At 55.3% G+C, this 14,894-nt stretch carries 14 protein-coding genes; 1 reads left to right on the forward strand and 13 read right to left on the reverse strand.

Annotated features, from left to right (window positions below; genetic code table 11):
* Window positions 1–373: 373 nt before the first annotated feature.
* Both ABIE63_RS00745 and ABIE63_RS00750 read right to left on the reverse strand, forming a co-directional pair.
* On the reverse strand, window positions 374–964 hold the full coding sequence (locus ABIE63_RS00745) for a hemerythrin domain-containing protein (RefSeq protein ID WP_354501851.1): 591 nt from the start codon (window positions 962–964) through the stop codon (window positions 374–376).
* 548 nt (window positions 965–1,512) lie between these two features.
* A complete protein-coding gene (locus ABIE63_RS00750; RefSeq protein ID WP_354501854.1) occupies window positions 1,513–2,199 on the reverse strand; it encodes a DUF6629 family protein in 687 nt (228 codons plus the stop codon).
* Between the two features lie 472 nt (window positions 2,200–2,671).
* Here ABIE63_RS00750 and cls point away from each other — a divergent pair, with 472 nt between their 5' ends.
* Window positions 2,672–4,108 carry a cardiolipin synthase gene (gene cls, locus ABIE63_RS00755; RefSeq protein WP_354501857.1) on the forward strand — a complete coding sequence of 479 codons (1,437 nt, stop codon included), beginning with the start codon at window positions 2,672–2,674 and terminating at the stop codon, window positions 4,106–4,108.
* 109 nt (window positions 4,109–4,217) lie between these two features.
* On the opposite strand, the gene ABIE63_RS00760 is transcribed toward cls, so the two are convergent.
* From ABIE63_RS00760 to ABIE63_RS00810, 11 genes are all read right to left on the reverse strand, one after another.
* Entirely contained in the window at window positions 4,218–5,342 is a 1,125-nt protein-coding gene (locus tag ABIE63_RS00760) for an ABC transporter permease (protein ID WP_354501860.1), read from the reverse strand.
* A gap of 3 nt (window positions 5,343–5,345) precedes the next feature.
* Window positions 5,346–8,111 carry a ribosome-associated ATPase/putative transporter RbbA gene (rbbA, locus tag ABIE63_RS00765; protein WP_354501863.1) on the reverse strand — a complete coding sequence of 922 codons (2,766 nt, stop codon included), beginning with the start codon at window positions 8,109–8,111 and terminating at the stop codon, window positions 5,346–5,348.
* Window positions 8,078–9,055: an HlyD family efflux transporter periplasmic adaptor subunit gene (locus ABIE63_RS00770; RefSeq protein ID WP_354501866.1), complete on the reverse strand. Its 978-nt coding sequence runs from the start codon at window positions 9,053–9,055 to the stop codon at window positions 8,078–8,080. The genes rbbA and ABIE63_RS00770 overlap by 34 nt, the downstream gene beginning before the upstream one ends.
* A 15-nt stretch (window positions 9,056–9,070) precedes the next feature.
* Entirely contained in the window at window positions 9,071–9,697 is a 627-nt protein-coding gene (locus tag ABIE63_RS00775; RefSeq protein ID WP_354501869.1) for a GNAT family N-acetyltransferase, read from the reverse strand.
* Between the two features lie 100 nt (window positions 9,698–9,797).
* The gene (locus ABIE63_RS00780) at window positions 9,798–10,496 is read right to left on the reverse strand and encodes an IS6 family transposase (RefSeq protein WP_354501872.1); all 699 of its coding nucleotides are present in this window, start codon (window positions 10,494–10,496) and stop codon (window positions 9,798–9,800) included.
* Window positions 10,497–10,590: 94 nt separating this feature from the next.
* Window positions 10,591–11,244, reverse strand: coding sequence for an isoprenylcysteine carboxylmethyltransferase family protein (locus tag ABIE63_RS00785; RefSeq protein WP_354501875.1), 654 nt, complete (start codon window positions 11,242–11,244; stop codon window positions 10,591–10,593).
* A complete protein-coding gene (locus ABIE63_RS00790; RefSeq protein WP_354501878.1) occupies window positions 11,241–11,507 on the reverse strand; it encodes a DUF2933 domain-containing protein in 267 nt (88 codons plus the stop codon). Before ABIE63_RS00790 ends, ABIE63_RS00785 begins: the two co-directional genes overlap by 4 nt.
* A gap of 20 nt (window positions 11,508–11,527) precedes the next feature.
* The gene (locus ABIE63_RS00795; protein WP_354501881.1) at window positions 11,528–12,583 is read right to left on the reverse strand and encodes a beta-propeller fold lactonase family protein; all 1,056 of its coding nucleotides are present in this window, start codon (window positions 12,581–12,583) and stop codon (window positions 11,528–11,530) included.
* Window positions 12,584–12,671: 88 nt separating this feature from the next.
* A complete protein-coding gene (locus tag ABIE63_RS00800; RefSeq protein WP_354501884.1) occupies window positions 12,672–13,025 on the reverse strand; it encodes a YHS domain-containing protein in 354 nt (117 codons plus the stop codon).
* Window positions 12,907–13,689 (reverse strand): enoyl-ACP reductase FabI, encoded by a 783-nt coding sequence (fabI, locus tag ABIE63_RS00805; protein ID WP_354501887.1) that lies wholly within the window; start codon window positions 13,687–13,689, stop codon window positions 12,907–12,909. Before fabI ends, ABIE63_RS00800 begins: the two co-directional genes overlap by 119 nt.
* Window positions 13,689–14,882, reverse strand: coding sequence for an NAD(P)/FAD-dependent oxidoreductase (locus ABIE63_RS00810; RefSeq protein WP_354501890.1), 1,194 nt, complete (start codon window positions 14,880–14,882; stop codon window positions 13,689–13,691). Before ABIE63_RS00810 ends, fabI begins: the two co-directional genes overlap by 1 nt.
* Between the last annotated feature and the right edge of the window lie 12 nt (window positions 14,883–14,894).

A 14,894-nucleotide genomic window follows, 5' to 3' on the forward strand; every position in this document is an offset into this window, starting at 1 on the left:
TCTCCATCTCCTATCAGGCCGCATTTTCTGGGCCGTACGGTGAAAACAAACACTTACCTGAAATTGACGTGGTTCGATCAGTACTCGCTGTACTGGTTCATGTTAAACCTACGCAACCAAGCGCCCCCTGCCATTGATCGAAATCAAATGGAAATTAAATTTTTCCTGCGTATTAGTAAGCCGCTAGGGAAGATCTGACCGGCCAATCTTGCAATAGTCTTAAGGCTACAAAGGAGGGCATCAAAGGTCTCGGTTGGCCACGAAGATTCCGGCATACTTTGTTGAACGGAAGATTCAACACCCTGCAAGGCAAATTGCTTCCTTGACCTCACGTACATTGAAATTCGTCGATTAGCAGGCTTTCTAGACATGCTCAGACCGCCTCCTCTTTGCGGTCATTGATAACTGCCGCGGATGGTATTCGCTGGAGAATCAGTGCGAACAGCTGATCAAATTTTTCCCGCCGCTTGTCATTGAAGAGGGGATTACTATTCTCCTCGAATGCGGCATTGATCTCGACCCAATCGTCCTTGGTCAAGACTTGGAGCGCCAAGGGTAAAACCGTCCGCTCTTCTCGTTGCATGTGGCACAGTTCGTGATCAGCGAATGATTTTGCCGCATGGCAAAACCACCTACGAGCGTCAGGGTGGCTGGAGTACATTTCCAGCGATTGCCTCAACTCGTTGATGAGGTCCAATCCATCCGCGTGGTCAGCACAAAGCCTATCGATAAGGCCGCTGGATCCAGGATCACGGAAGCGGATCGCCTTGAAGAGGTAATCTTCCTCTTTCGGATGGTGGAACGTTGCAGGGAAGCTCTCGACGTAGTCGAGCAGCAAGAAAAGGAGATCGAAGTCCGGCATCCACGCTTTCCCATGCAGTGCCCCCGAAAGGTTTTCCAGGCAATGCGTGACGAGGCCAATCTCGTAGTGCTCGCTGCGGATTATGCGGTATGCCAAGGTCATGATAGAAGACCCTCTATTTCTCTAAATTCTGATCCCGACATCTGATTGCTCCCTAGCAGACGGTTTCTGTCGCGATGGGCAGGCTCGTGGGCCATAGCATTCGGCAAGCCTTTAGTTGTGATACTGAGAAGACGGATGACGATGATTTTTGTTACAGTTCGGCCGTAACCGCTACGGTTCCCATCTGGTTTGATCGCCAATGTCGCGGGGAAAATCCAGATACCCATGGAACGAACGCAAAGACGCTAGAAGTCCTGAGTGTTCGACGAGATCAAGTAGCGTTGGATGTAGAAGGAATTGCCGACGGCGGGCGGCACGAATAACGCAGAAGCGATGAAGTGAAGCCGGGGCTCAAATGCGCGCCATGATCACTCCAGTTGTGGGACGAATTGTTGATTGAAGCTATCGGTCCGATTGTTCAAGCGACTGGCCGTCAGCATTTGGCTTCTGAGGCCTAATTCCCCTAAGCCGTGACCAGTGGACCGTGATGTGCCAGCCATTTGGTCTCGCGTTAGAGACGGCATGCGTAGAAACATTATTGGTTATCTCTAGGCGAACAGCATCGGACATTCCCGGGCGCATTTGTTGCGCAGGATTATGTATATCAAGTGTAGAGTTCCAAGCCCGGCGAGTAGGCAGAAGAACGAGATATAGGCATAGCGCAACAGCAGAATGTCGAGGGTAACCACGGCGATCAGCGTAAGTCCGAAGTATTTGACATGCAGGTATCTTGACATCAGCGGCGGCACGATAATCAGGAACAGGTATATCACGTAGGTCATCTCGCGCGGCATCAGGTAGTCGAGCAACATGGTGCCTTCATAGGCCAGCGAGTCCCGATTGATCGTCACATTAACCCAGTCGGGGTTGAGCACATGCGGAACATAGAGTGCAATTCCGAATGCGGTCCCGACTAGTGCGAAGGCCAGAAACAGGGACTTTCGTGGGCTGTCCGGTGGCTCCAGCACATAGACTGAAAAGGGAATCCATATCGGCCACATGAACCATGTGAAAAAAATGAAACCCAGTGCGCCCCACAAGACGGTAAAGGGATCGGCGCTGTTCATGCCCACCCAGACATTGCCTTCCAAGAACTGTTGGGCGCCCGCAAAGAGCGGCATCAACGCAATCGGCAGATACCGTCTGTTGATGTTCCAGGCCTTCCAGCTGGCGAAGGCGCCGCCGACAACTAGGAAGCCGCTAGCGGCAAAACTGACAGGAGCAGAAAGACACATAGGTTTCTCTTACCTGAGCAATGCGGGTGCCAAGCACGCCATCGTTGCGGGGTGGCCAGAACGTGAATGTCGATTTGGCCAATTTCCCGACGGATTTCCTAATCGTGGACGAATGGGCAGAGCCCAGCTTGAATTAGGAAAATTCTTGCACTCCAAGACAAGCACTTTAAGTGATCGTTTTACTGGGCGGCAAGCCTCAATCTTCCGACTTTTCTTAATAAACCGCCTCCCTTCTGGTCAGGTTTGTTTGGCGGCGCCAAATACCGACTTTGACAGGTTTTGACACGTATTGTCGCGCCCGGTGGTGCAAGGGGAAAGGTGTGCCTGGAGGCAGTGATAAATCACTCAGTCGACATTCACCACTGAGGCTCCATTCAAACAACTATCCTGTCGACAGGAATGGACGGTCAGTGCAAGTACATTGACACAATGCTCTACTTGAGCGGCCTTTCACCAAAGCACGAGCTAACTCATGACGATTCTAGATCAGCCTATCTTATTCGGATTGATCGCCATTTTTGTTTACTTCCTGGGCATCGCAAGCGCATTTGACGCAATTATGAAAGCGCGGACATCCCAGGGTGCCATTGCTTGGGCAGTCGTTTTGATAACCCTGCCGTATTTGGCGCTACCGCTATACTGGTTCTTCGGACAAAGAAAATTCCACGGATACACCCTTGCGCGAAGGTCTGGCGACCGTGAAGTTCGTAGTTTGGCCGATAATTTGACCCAGTACGTGCTTAACCTGGAAGGCGTGCTACCAGGTGATCGGGCTGCAATAGAAGCAGTCGAAAGGTTGGCAAAGTATCCCTTCACCGGACAGAATAAGGTCGAACTTCTAATCGATGGACGAGCTACTTTTAACAAAATTTTCGACGGAATTGAAGACGCTCAAGATTACATCCTCATTCAATTCTACATCGTTCGTTCGGACAGCATAGGTCGTGCACTGCAGGAGCGGTTAATTCGCAAAGCCAAAGCAGGTGTTCGAGTCTTCTTTCTTTATGACGAGATCGGAAGTCGTCAGATTTCAGGATCGTACGTAGCGGCGCTACGCGACGCGGGAATCGCGGTGTCCAGCTTCAAAACCACTAAAAGCCGTCGGAGTCGATCCCAATTGAACTTCCGCAACCACCGCAAGATTGTGGTCGTGGACGGCCGCGTCGCCTATGTGGGCGGTCATAATGTCGGCGATGAATATCTTGGGTGCCACACCAAGTTTGGGCCCTGGCGGGATACACATGTCAGAATCGAAGGGCCTGCGGTACAAGGCGTTCAGCTTTCTTATCTTGAAGACTGGTATTGGGCTACCCACACTGTTCCAGACCTCCAATATTTACCAGAACCAGCCCCGGGCGGTGATAAGAAGGTACTGGTCCTACCGTCAGGACCTGCGGATGATTTCGAAACCTATAACCTATTCGTGGTCCAGGCGATCCTGGCTGCCTCACAAAGGCTTTGGATCGTGAGTCCATATTTCGTTCCAGACACCAGTGTCATGGCCGCCCTCAAACTGGCGGCGCTGCGTGGCGTCGATGTCCGAATTATGTTGCCAAAAAACTCAGACAATTTACTGGTTGACCTCGCAACCTACTCCTATTTCAAGTCGCTCGATCGCGTTGGTATCAAAATCTATCGTTACCAAGCAGGGTTCCTGCATCAGAAGGTACTACTCATTGACGAAGACGTTGCAACAGTCGGCACAGCGAACATGGACAATCGGTCGTTTCGACTTAATTTCGAAATCACAATTATAATCCTTGACCGTCTCTTCACCAAAGAAGTGGAAAGGATGTTGGAGACGGACTTCGCTCGCTCTTATCAAATAGATATGGCCGAGCTAGAACAGCGCCCATTCTACTTCAAGGTGGCAGTGCAGACAGCACGCCTCCTCGCACCTGTACTTTAGAATTAAATCCCCTATCCAAGCCGTTCGAGATTCTACACGGGACTGCAGCATGATCTTTCGACATATAACCCGCCCCACAGTAAGTCGCGGCCTGTCTCCGGTTCGGTTTTCATTTGACCGATGCCAGGGATGTTTTGAAACGAAACAGTGCAAAACAAAAAAAGACAGCTCCAATCCCGGCTGTAGCCAGTAATTCGGGCCATACAATTTCGACCCCTGCCCCACGATACAAAACCGCCTGCGCGAACTTTATGAAATGGGTCGATGGCAGAACCTGTACCGCATTCTGAAGGGCGGGTGGCATGCTCTCCAGTGGTGTGACCCCGCCCGACAACAGGTTCATCACAACGAAGACTGGGATGGCCAGTAATCCGAATTGTGGCATCGTCGTCGCCAGGGTCGAGAGTGTGATCCCCATCGCAGTTACGGCGAATAAATACACTGCCGAACCAAAGGCAAAGAGCATGATCGAGCCCGCGATAGGTATGCCCAGCAACTCGTGCACAATGACTTGCAGCGAAAGCACCGCCGCCAAAACGATCACCAGCCCGTTCGCCCAGATTTTGGCCAAAATGATTTCGCTGGAGCTAACCGGCATAACTAGCAGGTGCTCGAGAGTTCCGTGCTCGCGCTCGCGGATCACGGCAGCGCCGCTCAGGATGATCGCGAGGATAGTCACGTTGTTGATAATCTGCATTACCGCTAAGAACCAAGTGGAGTCAAGATTGGGGTTGTACTTTGCCCGCACCCGCAGGTCGACTGGCAGGTCAGCGCCGCCGCTGGATCGACTGACGAATTTCAGCAGCTCGGCGTTGATGATACTGGAGATGTAGGTGGCCCCATTTCCGGCAATCGTCATCGCGGTGGCGTCGACGTTAAGCTGGACGACTGGCCGCCGCCTGGCCAACACATCCGCCTGGAAACCGGAGGGAATATCCAGCACGAAGGTGTATCGGCCCGCGTCCATGCCCGAATCGACCGTGCGTAGATCGATCACCTTCGGCGTTTTGAAGTAAGGCGGCAGAAATGCGCCTGTAATCTGTGCCGACAGACTTGACCTATCCTCGTCGACGATGGCGATGGACGCATTATTCAGCTCGGTCTGTACCCCGTGGGCGACGGTGTAGATGGCAACGGTGAACGTATAAATAATCAAGCCCATCAGCACCGGGTCGCGCAGTAGACTGAAGATCTCCTTGACGCCCAGCCGGTAAATATTGGCAATCCAGCGCATGGTTCAGGCCTCCTGCTTCCGCAGCAGTGCGGCAGCAACCGCCCAGAAAAATACACAGAACCCAGCGAGGATCAGGTGGTTGGCATAGAGCGCTGCGAAGCCGAGACCTTTGTTAAAGACGCCGGCGCTTATCTGCTGGAAATAGAGCGCAGGAAAAGCCTGTCCGATAAATGCCGCCCCGCCTTCCAGGGTGGAGACCGGATACATCATCCCCGAAAAATTTACTGTCGGAATTATGACGACGATCGCCGTCGCAAAGATCGCTGCAATCTGCGACCGGACAAATGTTGAGACAACGAGACCGAATGCCGTTGCTGCAGTGGTGAAGAACAGCGCCCCCAACACTAATGCCAAGAAGCTGCCCGGCAACCCAATGCCAAACACCGTCAACATCAGTACAACGAGGCTGGCGAAGCTGATCATCGCGACGCCGATATAGGGCAGTTGCTTGCCCAACAGGAATTCGATCTTGCGGGTGGGTGCGGCGTAAAGATTGAGAATCGAGCCCATCTCCTTTTCACGAACCACGCCGAGCGCCGTCAACATGGCCGGGATCATGATCAGCAACATCATCAGCACGCCAGGTGGGATCGCGTATTGCGAACGAAAGGCCTGATTGTAGCGGAGCCGCGGTTCCACGGTCGCAGGGTAGAAGCTGGGGACCTCCCCGGTCTCCCGCATCGACAGATCACCTAAGTGCGCAAACAGCACGCCTTGCACATAGCCCCGACCGGTTTCTGCACGCGTCGTATTCGACCCGTCGAGCCACGCGCCAATTTGGGGGGTTCGGCCCGCCAAGAGGTCACGGCCATACTCAGGGGGAATGACGACAGCGAGTGCGATATCACCTGCTTTCATGCGACGATCCAGTTCGGCAAAATCGGCTATCGGGCGTCGCTCGTCGAAATAGCGCGAACTCGACATCGCATCGAGGAACATCCGGCTTTCGCGCGACTGGTCCTGATCCAAGGTCGCATAGGATAGGTTCTCTACATCGAAGGTGATGCCGTATCCCATCGCCAGCATCAAGATGATCGGGCCAAGCAGCGCAAATGCTAGCCGAATAGGATCGCGCAAAATTTCCATTGCCTCACGTCGGGCAAAGGCCCAGACACGAGAGGGCGATATCCATCCGATTTCTGGTCCACGCGGGCCGGTCGTGGTCGGGAGGGCGACTGTCCCCTGGGGTGTATTGTCTTCTGCGCCAGCCTCTTCCAGATAAGCGATAAAAGCCTCTTCGAGGGTCGCCGCGCCTCGCTGCTGGCGCAACGCGTCGGGCGTGCCCTGTGCCAACACCTTGCCTGCGTGCATCAGAGAGATGCGGTCGCATCGCTCGGCTTCATTCATGAAATGTGTCGAGATGAAGATCGTTACCCCATCATTGCGCGACAGATCGATCAAAAGCGCCCAGAAAGCATCGCGCGCGATCGGATCGACGCCGGAGGTCGGCTCGTCGAGGATCAGCATCTCGGGTTCATGCAGCACCGCCACGGCCAATTGGAGGCGCTGGCGCACGCCCAGGGGCAGGCTTTCGGGTGTTGCATCCGCCACGCCGCCCAAATCGAAGTGCTCGATCAGTTCATTGACACGGGCACTGCGGCGCGTTCCAGGCAAGTGGAACAAAACGGCATGCAGCGCAAGATTTTGGCGCACCGAAAGTTCGGAATAGAGCGAAAATGATTGCGACATGTAGCCGACGCGCCGACGTGCCGCCATGCCACCGGCGCCGATGGGCTTGCCGAAAAGCAGAGCCTCGCCATCGCTGGCGGTTAGCAGGCCCGTCAGCATCTTCATGGTCGTGGTCTTGCCGCAGCCGTTTGATCCGAGAAAACCGAAAATCTCACCTGGCTCAATGCGGAAGCTTACGTGATCGACGGCGGTGAAATCGCCGAAGCGCATCGTGAGCCTCTCCGCCTCGATAGCAAGCGGGCCTTCTCGGGCATTGCGTGGCGGCAGCGTGATGGTTTGATGGCTGTGCTTATCTTCCTCAGGTAATAGCGCGATGAACGCGGCTTCGAGGGTATCGGTACCAGCTTGCGACTTGAGTTCGTCGGGCGTTCCGACCGCGAGGATGCGGCCCGCACTCATCGCGATCAGATGCTCGAACCGCACGGCCTCAGACATATAAGCCGTGGCCGTGATCACGCTCATGCTGGGGCGGCGTGCGCGGATGCGGTCGATCAATTGCCAGAACTGTTGGCGCGACAATGGATCGACGCCGGTTGTCGGTTCGTCGAGGATGAGCAAATCAGGGTCGTGGATTAGCGCACAGCAGAGGGATAGTTTCTGCTTCATCCCACCGGAAAGCTTCCCTGCAGCACGGTCGGTGAATGGGTCGAGTCCCGTGCTCCTCAACAGGTCGCCTATCCGCGTGGCACGCTCACTCGCCGACTGGCCGTAAAGACGGCCAAAGAAATCGATGTTCTCAAAGACCGAAAGCGTCGGATAGAGGTTACGCCCCAGTCCCTGCGGCATGTAGGCGATGCGCGCACAGACCACGTCGCGGTGTCGCCGGTCGCCCATCGAGCCACCGAGCGCTTCGACCGCGCCGGTTTGAAGGCGCCGCACGCCCGCGATCAGACCCAAAAATGTGGACTTACCCACCCCGTCCGGCCCGATCAAACCGACCATCTTTCCCGCGGGGATCGCAACCGACACGTCATCGAGCGACGCGACGGCCCCGTATCGGTGGGTGACGCCGCCCAGAGTGGCAACAGGATCAGCGGGCGGCCTCATCAAGGCAATTTCACCGCCAGCGTGTCCGGCCATACGGCCTCCGGCGAGACGCGGATAATGGCTACTCCCGGAACGCCAGTTTTTACAACATCCTGATATCTGCTGAGAATCTCTACCGGTATCTGCAACTTGACTCGGAACATCAACTTCTCACGCTCACTCTCAGTCTCCACATATTTTGGAGTAAACTGCGCCTCTGAGGCTACAAAGGTGACGTACGCTGGAATAACGTACTGAGGTGCCGCATCAAGAATCAACCGCGCTTCAGCGCCAAAACGAAGCCGGCCCGCATCATCCGTAGGCAAATAGACATCCATATAGACGTCCGTCAGATCAAGCAGCGAAATAACTTTACCACCCGCCGCTAGAACTTCACCCGGTTGCGCCAAGCGATACTGTACACGCCCACTTCTTGGCGCAATTAGCGTATAATCAGCAAGATTCGCCTTCAAGGCCGCAACTCTCGCCTCCGACGCCTCAATCGCCGCCTCGGCGGCGGCAACTTGTGCACGAGCGGTGTTGAGCGCTGCAACTGCTGTGATCTCCTGTGAGCGGCGCTGATCGAGTTTCTCTCCCGCTGCATATCCGCGCGTGAAGAGAGTCTCTGTGCGTTTCAGCTCAGCTTTGGCGAGCGTCACTTCGCCTTCGCGCTGAGCCACTAATGCCTTGGCCTGCGCAAGTTCCTGCTCCGCCTGGCGGGTCGAGGCCTCCGCAGCGCGAATTTGTGCTTCTAGTTCGGTGGACTCGATTTGGGCGATGATGTCTCCCGCCGCGACCATCTGCCCTTCATCAGCCAGCACCTCGGCAATCCGCCCACCGAATTTGAGAGCGACATCGACCCGCTCTGCCTCGATCCGCCCATTCGCGCGGGAAAATCCCTCCGGCAGATCGCTCTGCTGCTGCCACCAGTAGAGCCCGGCGCCGATACCACCAAGTGCAACAACAAAGGTCATAATCAAGATCCGCACAGGCTTCATTATTCATTCCTAATATCAAATGTAGGTGTCGCCCCCAGGCGGCAATGCATCTGCCGAGGCATGGGTGAGTTTGTATGCCTGGCGGATGGAGAGGCCGGCCGGTGTCACAGGATACAACTCCGCATCAACATAAAGGGGAATCAGAAGCTCCACGACGCCGGCATCTGTGTTCCGCTGTGTGGCCCCAAGCGCTTTTAGCAGCCTGATCATGGTTCCGTTATCCCCGTGAACAAAGCCCACGAATTCTTTGATGTCATTCGTGACTGCCAAAGCAGCAAGGGCGCCAATCAAGAGGCTCCCCAAACCACGCTTTTGATGGCTGTCGACAACGGTCACCGCGAATTCGGCCATTTCGGGTTGCGCTTGCAAGCGCTCATAGCGAGCGAGACCGACGGGCACAGGCTCGGGTTGAGAAACATCGAGGGCGCCCAAGGCGACATGATCCCGGTGCAAGCCCTCAGTAAATTGATCGAGTTGTTGCTTTGAAAGCTGGTTTACGGGATAGAGAAAACGAAAATAGCGCGATTGCTTGGAGAGATGTGCAAAAGCAACCTCCAGTAAATGCCTGTCATCGGGGCCTACCGGGCGAATCAGAACTGACGTTCCATCCCGCAAACTTGTTTTCATGGGATTGGGCGGCATTGACAATCCAACTCCTCAAGGCGGCACTTCGTACCGATGGTATCAAAGGGCATGTCCGGGGAATTCCACTCGGTAAACTAAACTCCCTGATCAATAGATTTCAGGCGGCAAGCTGACACCACTCTGCCAAGGCGGTGGAACGGTTCACCTTGAAGACATTTCGAGGGATTAAGTGGCGATCCTGGTTGAAGTGGTTATAGATTGACGAGTGAATTGAGGCGAATAACTGAAGCGACTTCGCGTCCCTGAATTTTGCCATTGCATGCTCTCGTCGTCGGACCGGTTGATGTGAGTTCTCGGCTCGATTGTTTAGCCATCTTCCTGTCTCTTGAATGGCTTCATTTCCGATCACTTTCATCGCGGCTCGGTAAGACCGAAGTTTGTCTGTTACAATGACTTTTGGACGCCCGTAGCGCTTCATCGTTTTGCGGATGAACCTCAATGCAGCTTTGCAGTCTCGCCGTTTGGTAACGATAACCTCAAGGACTTCGCCTTCGTGATCGACGGCCCTCCAGAGATACATAGCATCTCCATTGATCCGGACGAAAACTTCATCTAGATGCCAAGGCCATTGGACAATGGTTCGCATTGATCTTGACCGTTTATTTCTAATCTCCGCTGCAAACATCGGTCCGAACCGGATCCACCATGCGCGCACCGTTTCATGGCAAATATCGATGCCACGCTCATGGAACTGGCCTTCGACTTGGCGTAACGATATTGGGAAACGGACGTACATCATAACCGCCAAGCGAGTGACCTCTGGTGCAGTCTTAAAGTATCGGAATGGATTCTTCATCCCAGGACGCTACGAGGCATGCAATGGTCGCTCAAACAATTTTGCTCTGACACTGCCGAAGTGACCATTCGCAAGATTCCTATCCGGAGGGTGGTTACGATTCGATCCGTAGAAATTGCCCCAATCGCGGGATAAATCCAGGCACAAGCGTCATGTAACGCGCATAGTCGTCACCATGTGTCGCAAGTGCTTCACGTTCTTCCTGGCGCGCTAGTCGCAGGTACATCCAGACAAGCACCGGAAACATTCCAATAGTGAGTATCGTCGGCCATTGGACTAAAAAGCCCAGCATAATGAGGATAAATCCAACATACTGGGGGTGGCGCACATAAGCGTAGGGACCCGTGATCGCCAAATGGTTCAGGCGCTGCGCCTCGTACAGAACGCGCCACGCTGCAGCTAACAAGATGAAGCCGCCACCAATCAACACGAAGCTCAAGAGATGAAACGGGCCAAAATGCGGGTTCGCCTTCCAACCAAAGATCATTTCAGGGAGATGGCCAGCATCATGGCTAAGCCAATCGATCTCAGGATAATAATCTTGCAACCACCCAGAGAAAAAATAGATCGTTAGCGGAAACCCATACATCTCAGTGAATAAGGCAACGATGAAAGCGCTAAATGCACCAATCGTCCGCCAATCACGCTTGCTCTTTGGTTTGAAGAAGCTGAACGCAAACAGGATAAATACGACCGAGTTAATGAAAACCAGTGACCAAAGGCCGTATGCGGGAAGCGGTTCGTTCAACGCTCCTCTCCTTCATGATCTACAGCCTTGGCGTCATCACTACCGCCACTGTCTCGCGAATTGGCTCGCCCATCGGTATGTCCACCGCCATGCCCCCCGTGGCTTCCATGCATAAATAGGTGCATCACCAGACACCCACCTATCAGAAGCCACGGCAGCGCCGTAACGACATGAACCTGATGTTCGGCCCAAAGAAAGTAGCCGCCAATAACCAGGAAACCGGTCAACACAAAGCCGGTGGGAGACAGAAGGAATTTTCGCATGCCGGATTTCCTTTGGCCAATTACCGTGCCGTCACCGCCATCTGGTGGCCCTCACCGCGAATCGGAATTTCGGCAAGCCGTTGCAGCGTTTGCAGATCGAGAACCCAAATCTTCGGCTCCTCGGCACTGGAGACATAGAGTTTACCGGCCCCGCCTGCTGTCGCTACGTGATAGGGCGCAGGCCCAAGGGTCGCGCGGAAAATCTCCAGCGTGTGCAGATTCATCACAACCAGTTCATTGCGTTCGCGAGCGGAAACGAACAGCCGTCGTCCATCCTCGGAAAGGTCGATCCCGTGCAAACGGCCGCCGACTTCGAAAGTCCGCATTACCACTCCCTCCGCAGCGTCGATCTCGGAGACCGTGCCATCGTCCACGTTTGCGACATAAAGTCGCTGACCGTTCTGTGACAGCACCATGTGCTCGGGGCTTTTACCGGCCACAAAGTTGCGGCGTACGATCCAGCGCTGGGGATCGATTTCGCTAATGGTATCGTTCCCGGCGTTACTGACGAAGATCCGGGCGCCATCCGGACTGACCACCGCATAATTGGGTGCGGGTCCAGTAGCCAGAGTGGCGACAAGGGCGTAACGCTCCAAATCGACGATACTCACCTGACCGCTACTCGGATGAGTGGCGATTGCAAAGCGGGAATCCGGTGTGGTCGCAACGTGATGAACCGCCCCCGGCACCTCGATCCGCCGCATGATCTGGGATGTCCGGGCATTGATCAGGGAAAGGATGCTGACCGTATCGCTCTCGGGCATTGCCGGGTTCGCGCCGTGATGGCCGGCATGCTCGTCTTCCGCCACCCCCTCGGGTTTGTCCGGTATACTACCCGCGCCACCCTCCTGTTCCGACAGACTCGCAGCGATCAGGAGCTTGCCATCAGCCGTGGCGGCCAAGCCATGGACATCCGGAATATCCTGTATCCGTCCGACGATTTCGTCGGAACGGGTGTCGATGATCAAGGCCTCGCCTGCACTCCCAAGCGGGATGTAGAGCGTCTCTGCAGCCGCGGCGACACTACCGATACCGGCGGCGGCGGCGAGGATAACAACGGCAAGAGCTGTTTTCATGGCAAGATATCCTTCTTTGATTGGCATATTAATCCGCCCTGACTTCAAGCGTTGGAAACCAAGGGCTCCAGCCCGTTTCGCCATAATTTCAGACCCTCCCACGTTCACCTCCTTCGCTCTCTGCGGGAGCAGCGCCCGTCGATTGCCGATTCGATGCATAGCGCTCTGGGCTGGCTTTGAAGAGGCGGTGGCATTGGCCTGAACAGAAGAAGTAGATCCACCCGCCATGATCCTCCTGAGCCACCGCCTTTTCTATATCGATCTGCATTCCGCAGACAGGGTCCCTGACAGTCATCGCTCGTTCATCCTTTTGCTCGATTGTTCTAGTGGAAAACCATACCTTCGATGTGAAAACCGGCATCGACATGGAGCACTTCCCCGGTAATGGCGGTCGTGTAGTCGCTGGCGAGGAGCAGAGCGGCACGCCCAACCTCGCAGGCATCGACCGTGCGGCGTTGGGGTGCTTTTTGCCTCGTTTCGTCGAGCAGCTCGTCGAAATGCTCAATTCCAGTGGCCGCTCGTGTCTTGATGGCGCCCGCCGAAATGGCGTTCACCCGAATACTCTTTTGCCCAAGTTCGTGAGCCAGATAGCGGACGGAAGCCTCGAGCGCTGCCTTGACCGGCCCCATGACGTTGTAGTGGTCAACCACCTTCTCGGCGCCGTAGTAGCTGAGCGTCATGAGGCTTCCGCCCTTATCCATAAGCGGCTCGGCAAGCTTTGCCATCCGAATGAATGAGTGGCAGGAAATCTGCATCGATTTGGCAAATCCCTCAGCCGAACAGTCGGTCAGCCGACCGTGCAAGTCTTCCTTGCGAGCCCAGGCAATAGAATGGAAGAGAAAATCCAGGCGTCCCCACTCCCGTTCGATCGCCTCGAAGACCGCTTCCATCTGGCCGGGAAGGGTCACATCGCCAGGCAGGAAAATCGGCGCCTCGACCTGACGCGCGAGCGGCGCGACGTAGGGTTTGGCCTTGTCATTCAGATACGTAATCGCTAGGTCCGCCCCCGCGTTGCGGAAATGCTGCGCGGCAGACCATGCCAGGCTATCTTCATTCGCGATCCCGACGACGAGGCCCTTGCGCCCGCTGAGATCAAGGATTTCCATCAGTAGCATTCCTCTTGGTTTGAGAGATTTACTTCCGCCATTGCCCGCATTCCGTGCTGGCACCACACGCACCCACAATCGATGTGATCGCAGCTCGGGTCCTGCAAGGAGCGGCGGTTCTGCAGATAAGCGATCGGAAAAACGAGACGCGTCAGTATGGAGGGCCGATATAGCCGCTGGAGCTTCCCGACGGTGTCGGATCGGGTGAGTCCACGGAGCGCCCAGCGCCAGCCGCGATCACCGGCTGCTTTAAACAGGAATCGGTTACTGATGCCTGTCCTAAGCAGAGGCAAAAATTCACGACGCCATAGCGCGTGGTAATCGACACTCTCGATCACGCTGCGTGCCGCGAGGATACCCGAGCGCAGGGCATAACGCATGCCGAATCCGGCGAGCGCATCTTGGAAACCAGCTTGCTCCCCAATGACCGGATGTCCGCCCTGAACGGCGGTGCGTGCCAGTCGGAAGTTTGCAAACCCACCGAAAGGCTTGGGGTTAAGCATCTCGAGATCGGCACGCTCGCGGAAAAAAGCCACGGTCCGCTCCACATACTCAGCCTGGCGCTTAAAATCGGTGAAGAGGCAACTCGCCACCGTTCCATGACCGCCGTGCGTGAGCAGGTAGGAGTAGCCCTGCGGGGCAAGTGCGTTATTGAAAACGATCCAGCTACCATCCGGGCGATCAGTCTCGAAGACATAGCCGGCGGCGATAGCATCGGCGATTCGAGGACCGATGGCGAGAATGGTTGAGCCACTCGTTTTTGTTACTCGATCGCCGAAACGCACCTCCGCACCCAGTTTGAGCGCTTGCGTAAGAAGGCCACTATCCAGACTGGCGGCGTCATTCCCGCGTTGAACGAGATAATAAAGCGGTCGTTCAGAGCGGATCGGATAAGCCTTCCCCCAGGAATCAAAAGCCGTGCTTTCCCGCACCGGATGGCAGTCGAAATTGCTATCGACCCCTGCTGCGCGCAATTCGTCGAGAACGTCACGACCGTCGCTCCAATTCTCGAGTCCCTGGAAATCCCCGTGAAAGCGATTTCCAACCGTTTTGTGCCACTCGCGCACGATAACCTTGCGACCGGCACGGGCAAGGACGATGGCACAGGCCAAGCCTGCCGGCCCAGCACCAACGATCGTGACCTGTTTGGCGTCGTCCCACAGTTGCTTTTCATTACCTTGTGCCCTGGCCATGTCACTGGTCTC

The sequence above is a fragment of the Limibacillus sp. MBR-115 genome, from assembly GCF_040549425.1.
Classification (GTDB): domain Bacteria; phylum Pseudomonadota; class Alphaproteobacteria; order Kiloniellales; family CECT-8803; genus Limibacillus; species Limibacillus halophilus.

Excerpts from the sequence above, each read along its gene's own strand:
- ABIE63_RS00745 (WP_354501851.1), bottom strand. The coding sequence starts at position 964 with ATGACCTTGGCATACCGCATAATCCGCAGCGAGCACTACGAGATTGGC.
- ABIE63_RS00750 (WP_354501854.1), bottom strand. The coding sequence starts at position 2,199 with ATGTGTCTTTCTGCTCCTGTCAGTTTTGCCGCTAGCGGCTTCCTAGTT.
- cls (WP_354501857.1), top strand. The coding sequence starts at position 2,672 with ATGACGATTCTAGATCAGCCTATCTTATTCGGATTGATCGCCATTTTT.
- ABIE63_RS00760 (WP_354501860.1), bottom strand. The coding sequence starts at position 5,342 with ATGCGCTGGATTGCCAATATTTACCGGCTGGGCGTCAAGGAGATCTTC.
- rbbA (WP_354501863.1), bottom strand. The coding sequence starts at position 8,111 with ATGGCCGGACACGCTGGCGGTGAAATTGCCTTGATGAGGCCGCCCGCT.
- ABIE63_RS00770 (WP_354501866.1), bottom strand. The coding sequence starts at position 9,055 with ATGAAGCCTGTGCGGATCTTGATTATGACCTTTGTTGTTGCACTTGGT.
- ABIE63_RS00775 (WP_354501869.1), bottom strand. The coding sequence starts at position 9,697 with ATGCCGCCCAATCCCATGAAAACAAGTTTGCGGGATGGAACGTCAGTT.
- ABIE63_RS00780 (WP_354501872.1), bottom strand. The coding sequence starts at position 10,496 with ATGAAGAATCCATTCCGATACTTTAAGACTGCACCAGAGGTCACTCGC.
- ABIE63_RS00790 (WP_354501878.1), bottom strand. The coding sequence starts at position 11,507 with ATGCGAAAATTCCTTCTGTCTCCCACCGGCTTTGTGTTGACCGGTTTC.
- ABIE63_RS00795 (WP_354501881.1), bottom strand. The coding sequence starts at position 12,583 with ATGAAAACAGCTCTTGCCGTTGTTATCCTCGCCGCCGCCGCCGGTATC.
- ABIE63_RS00800 (WP_354501884.1), bottom strand. The coding sequence starts at position 13,025 with ATGCCTGCGAGGTTGGGCGTGCCGCTCTGCTCCTCGCCAGCGACTACA.
- fabI (WP_354501887.1), bottom strand. The coding sequence starts at position 13,689 with ATGGAAATCCTTGATCTCAGCGGGCGCAAGGGCCTCGTCGTCGGGATC.
- ABIE63_RS00810 (WP_354501890.1), bottom strand. The coding sequence starts at position 14,882 with ATGGCCAGGGCACAAGGTAATGAAAAGCAACTGTGGGACGACGCCAAA.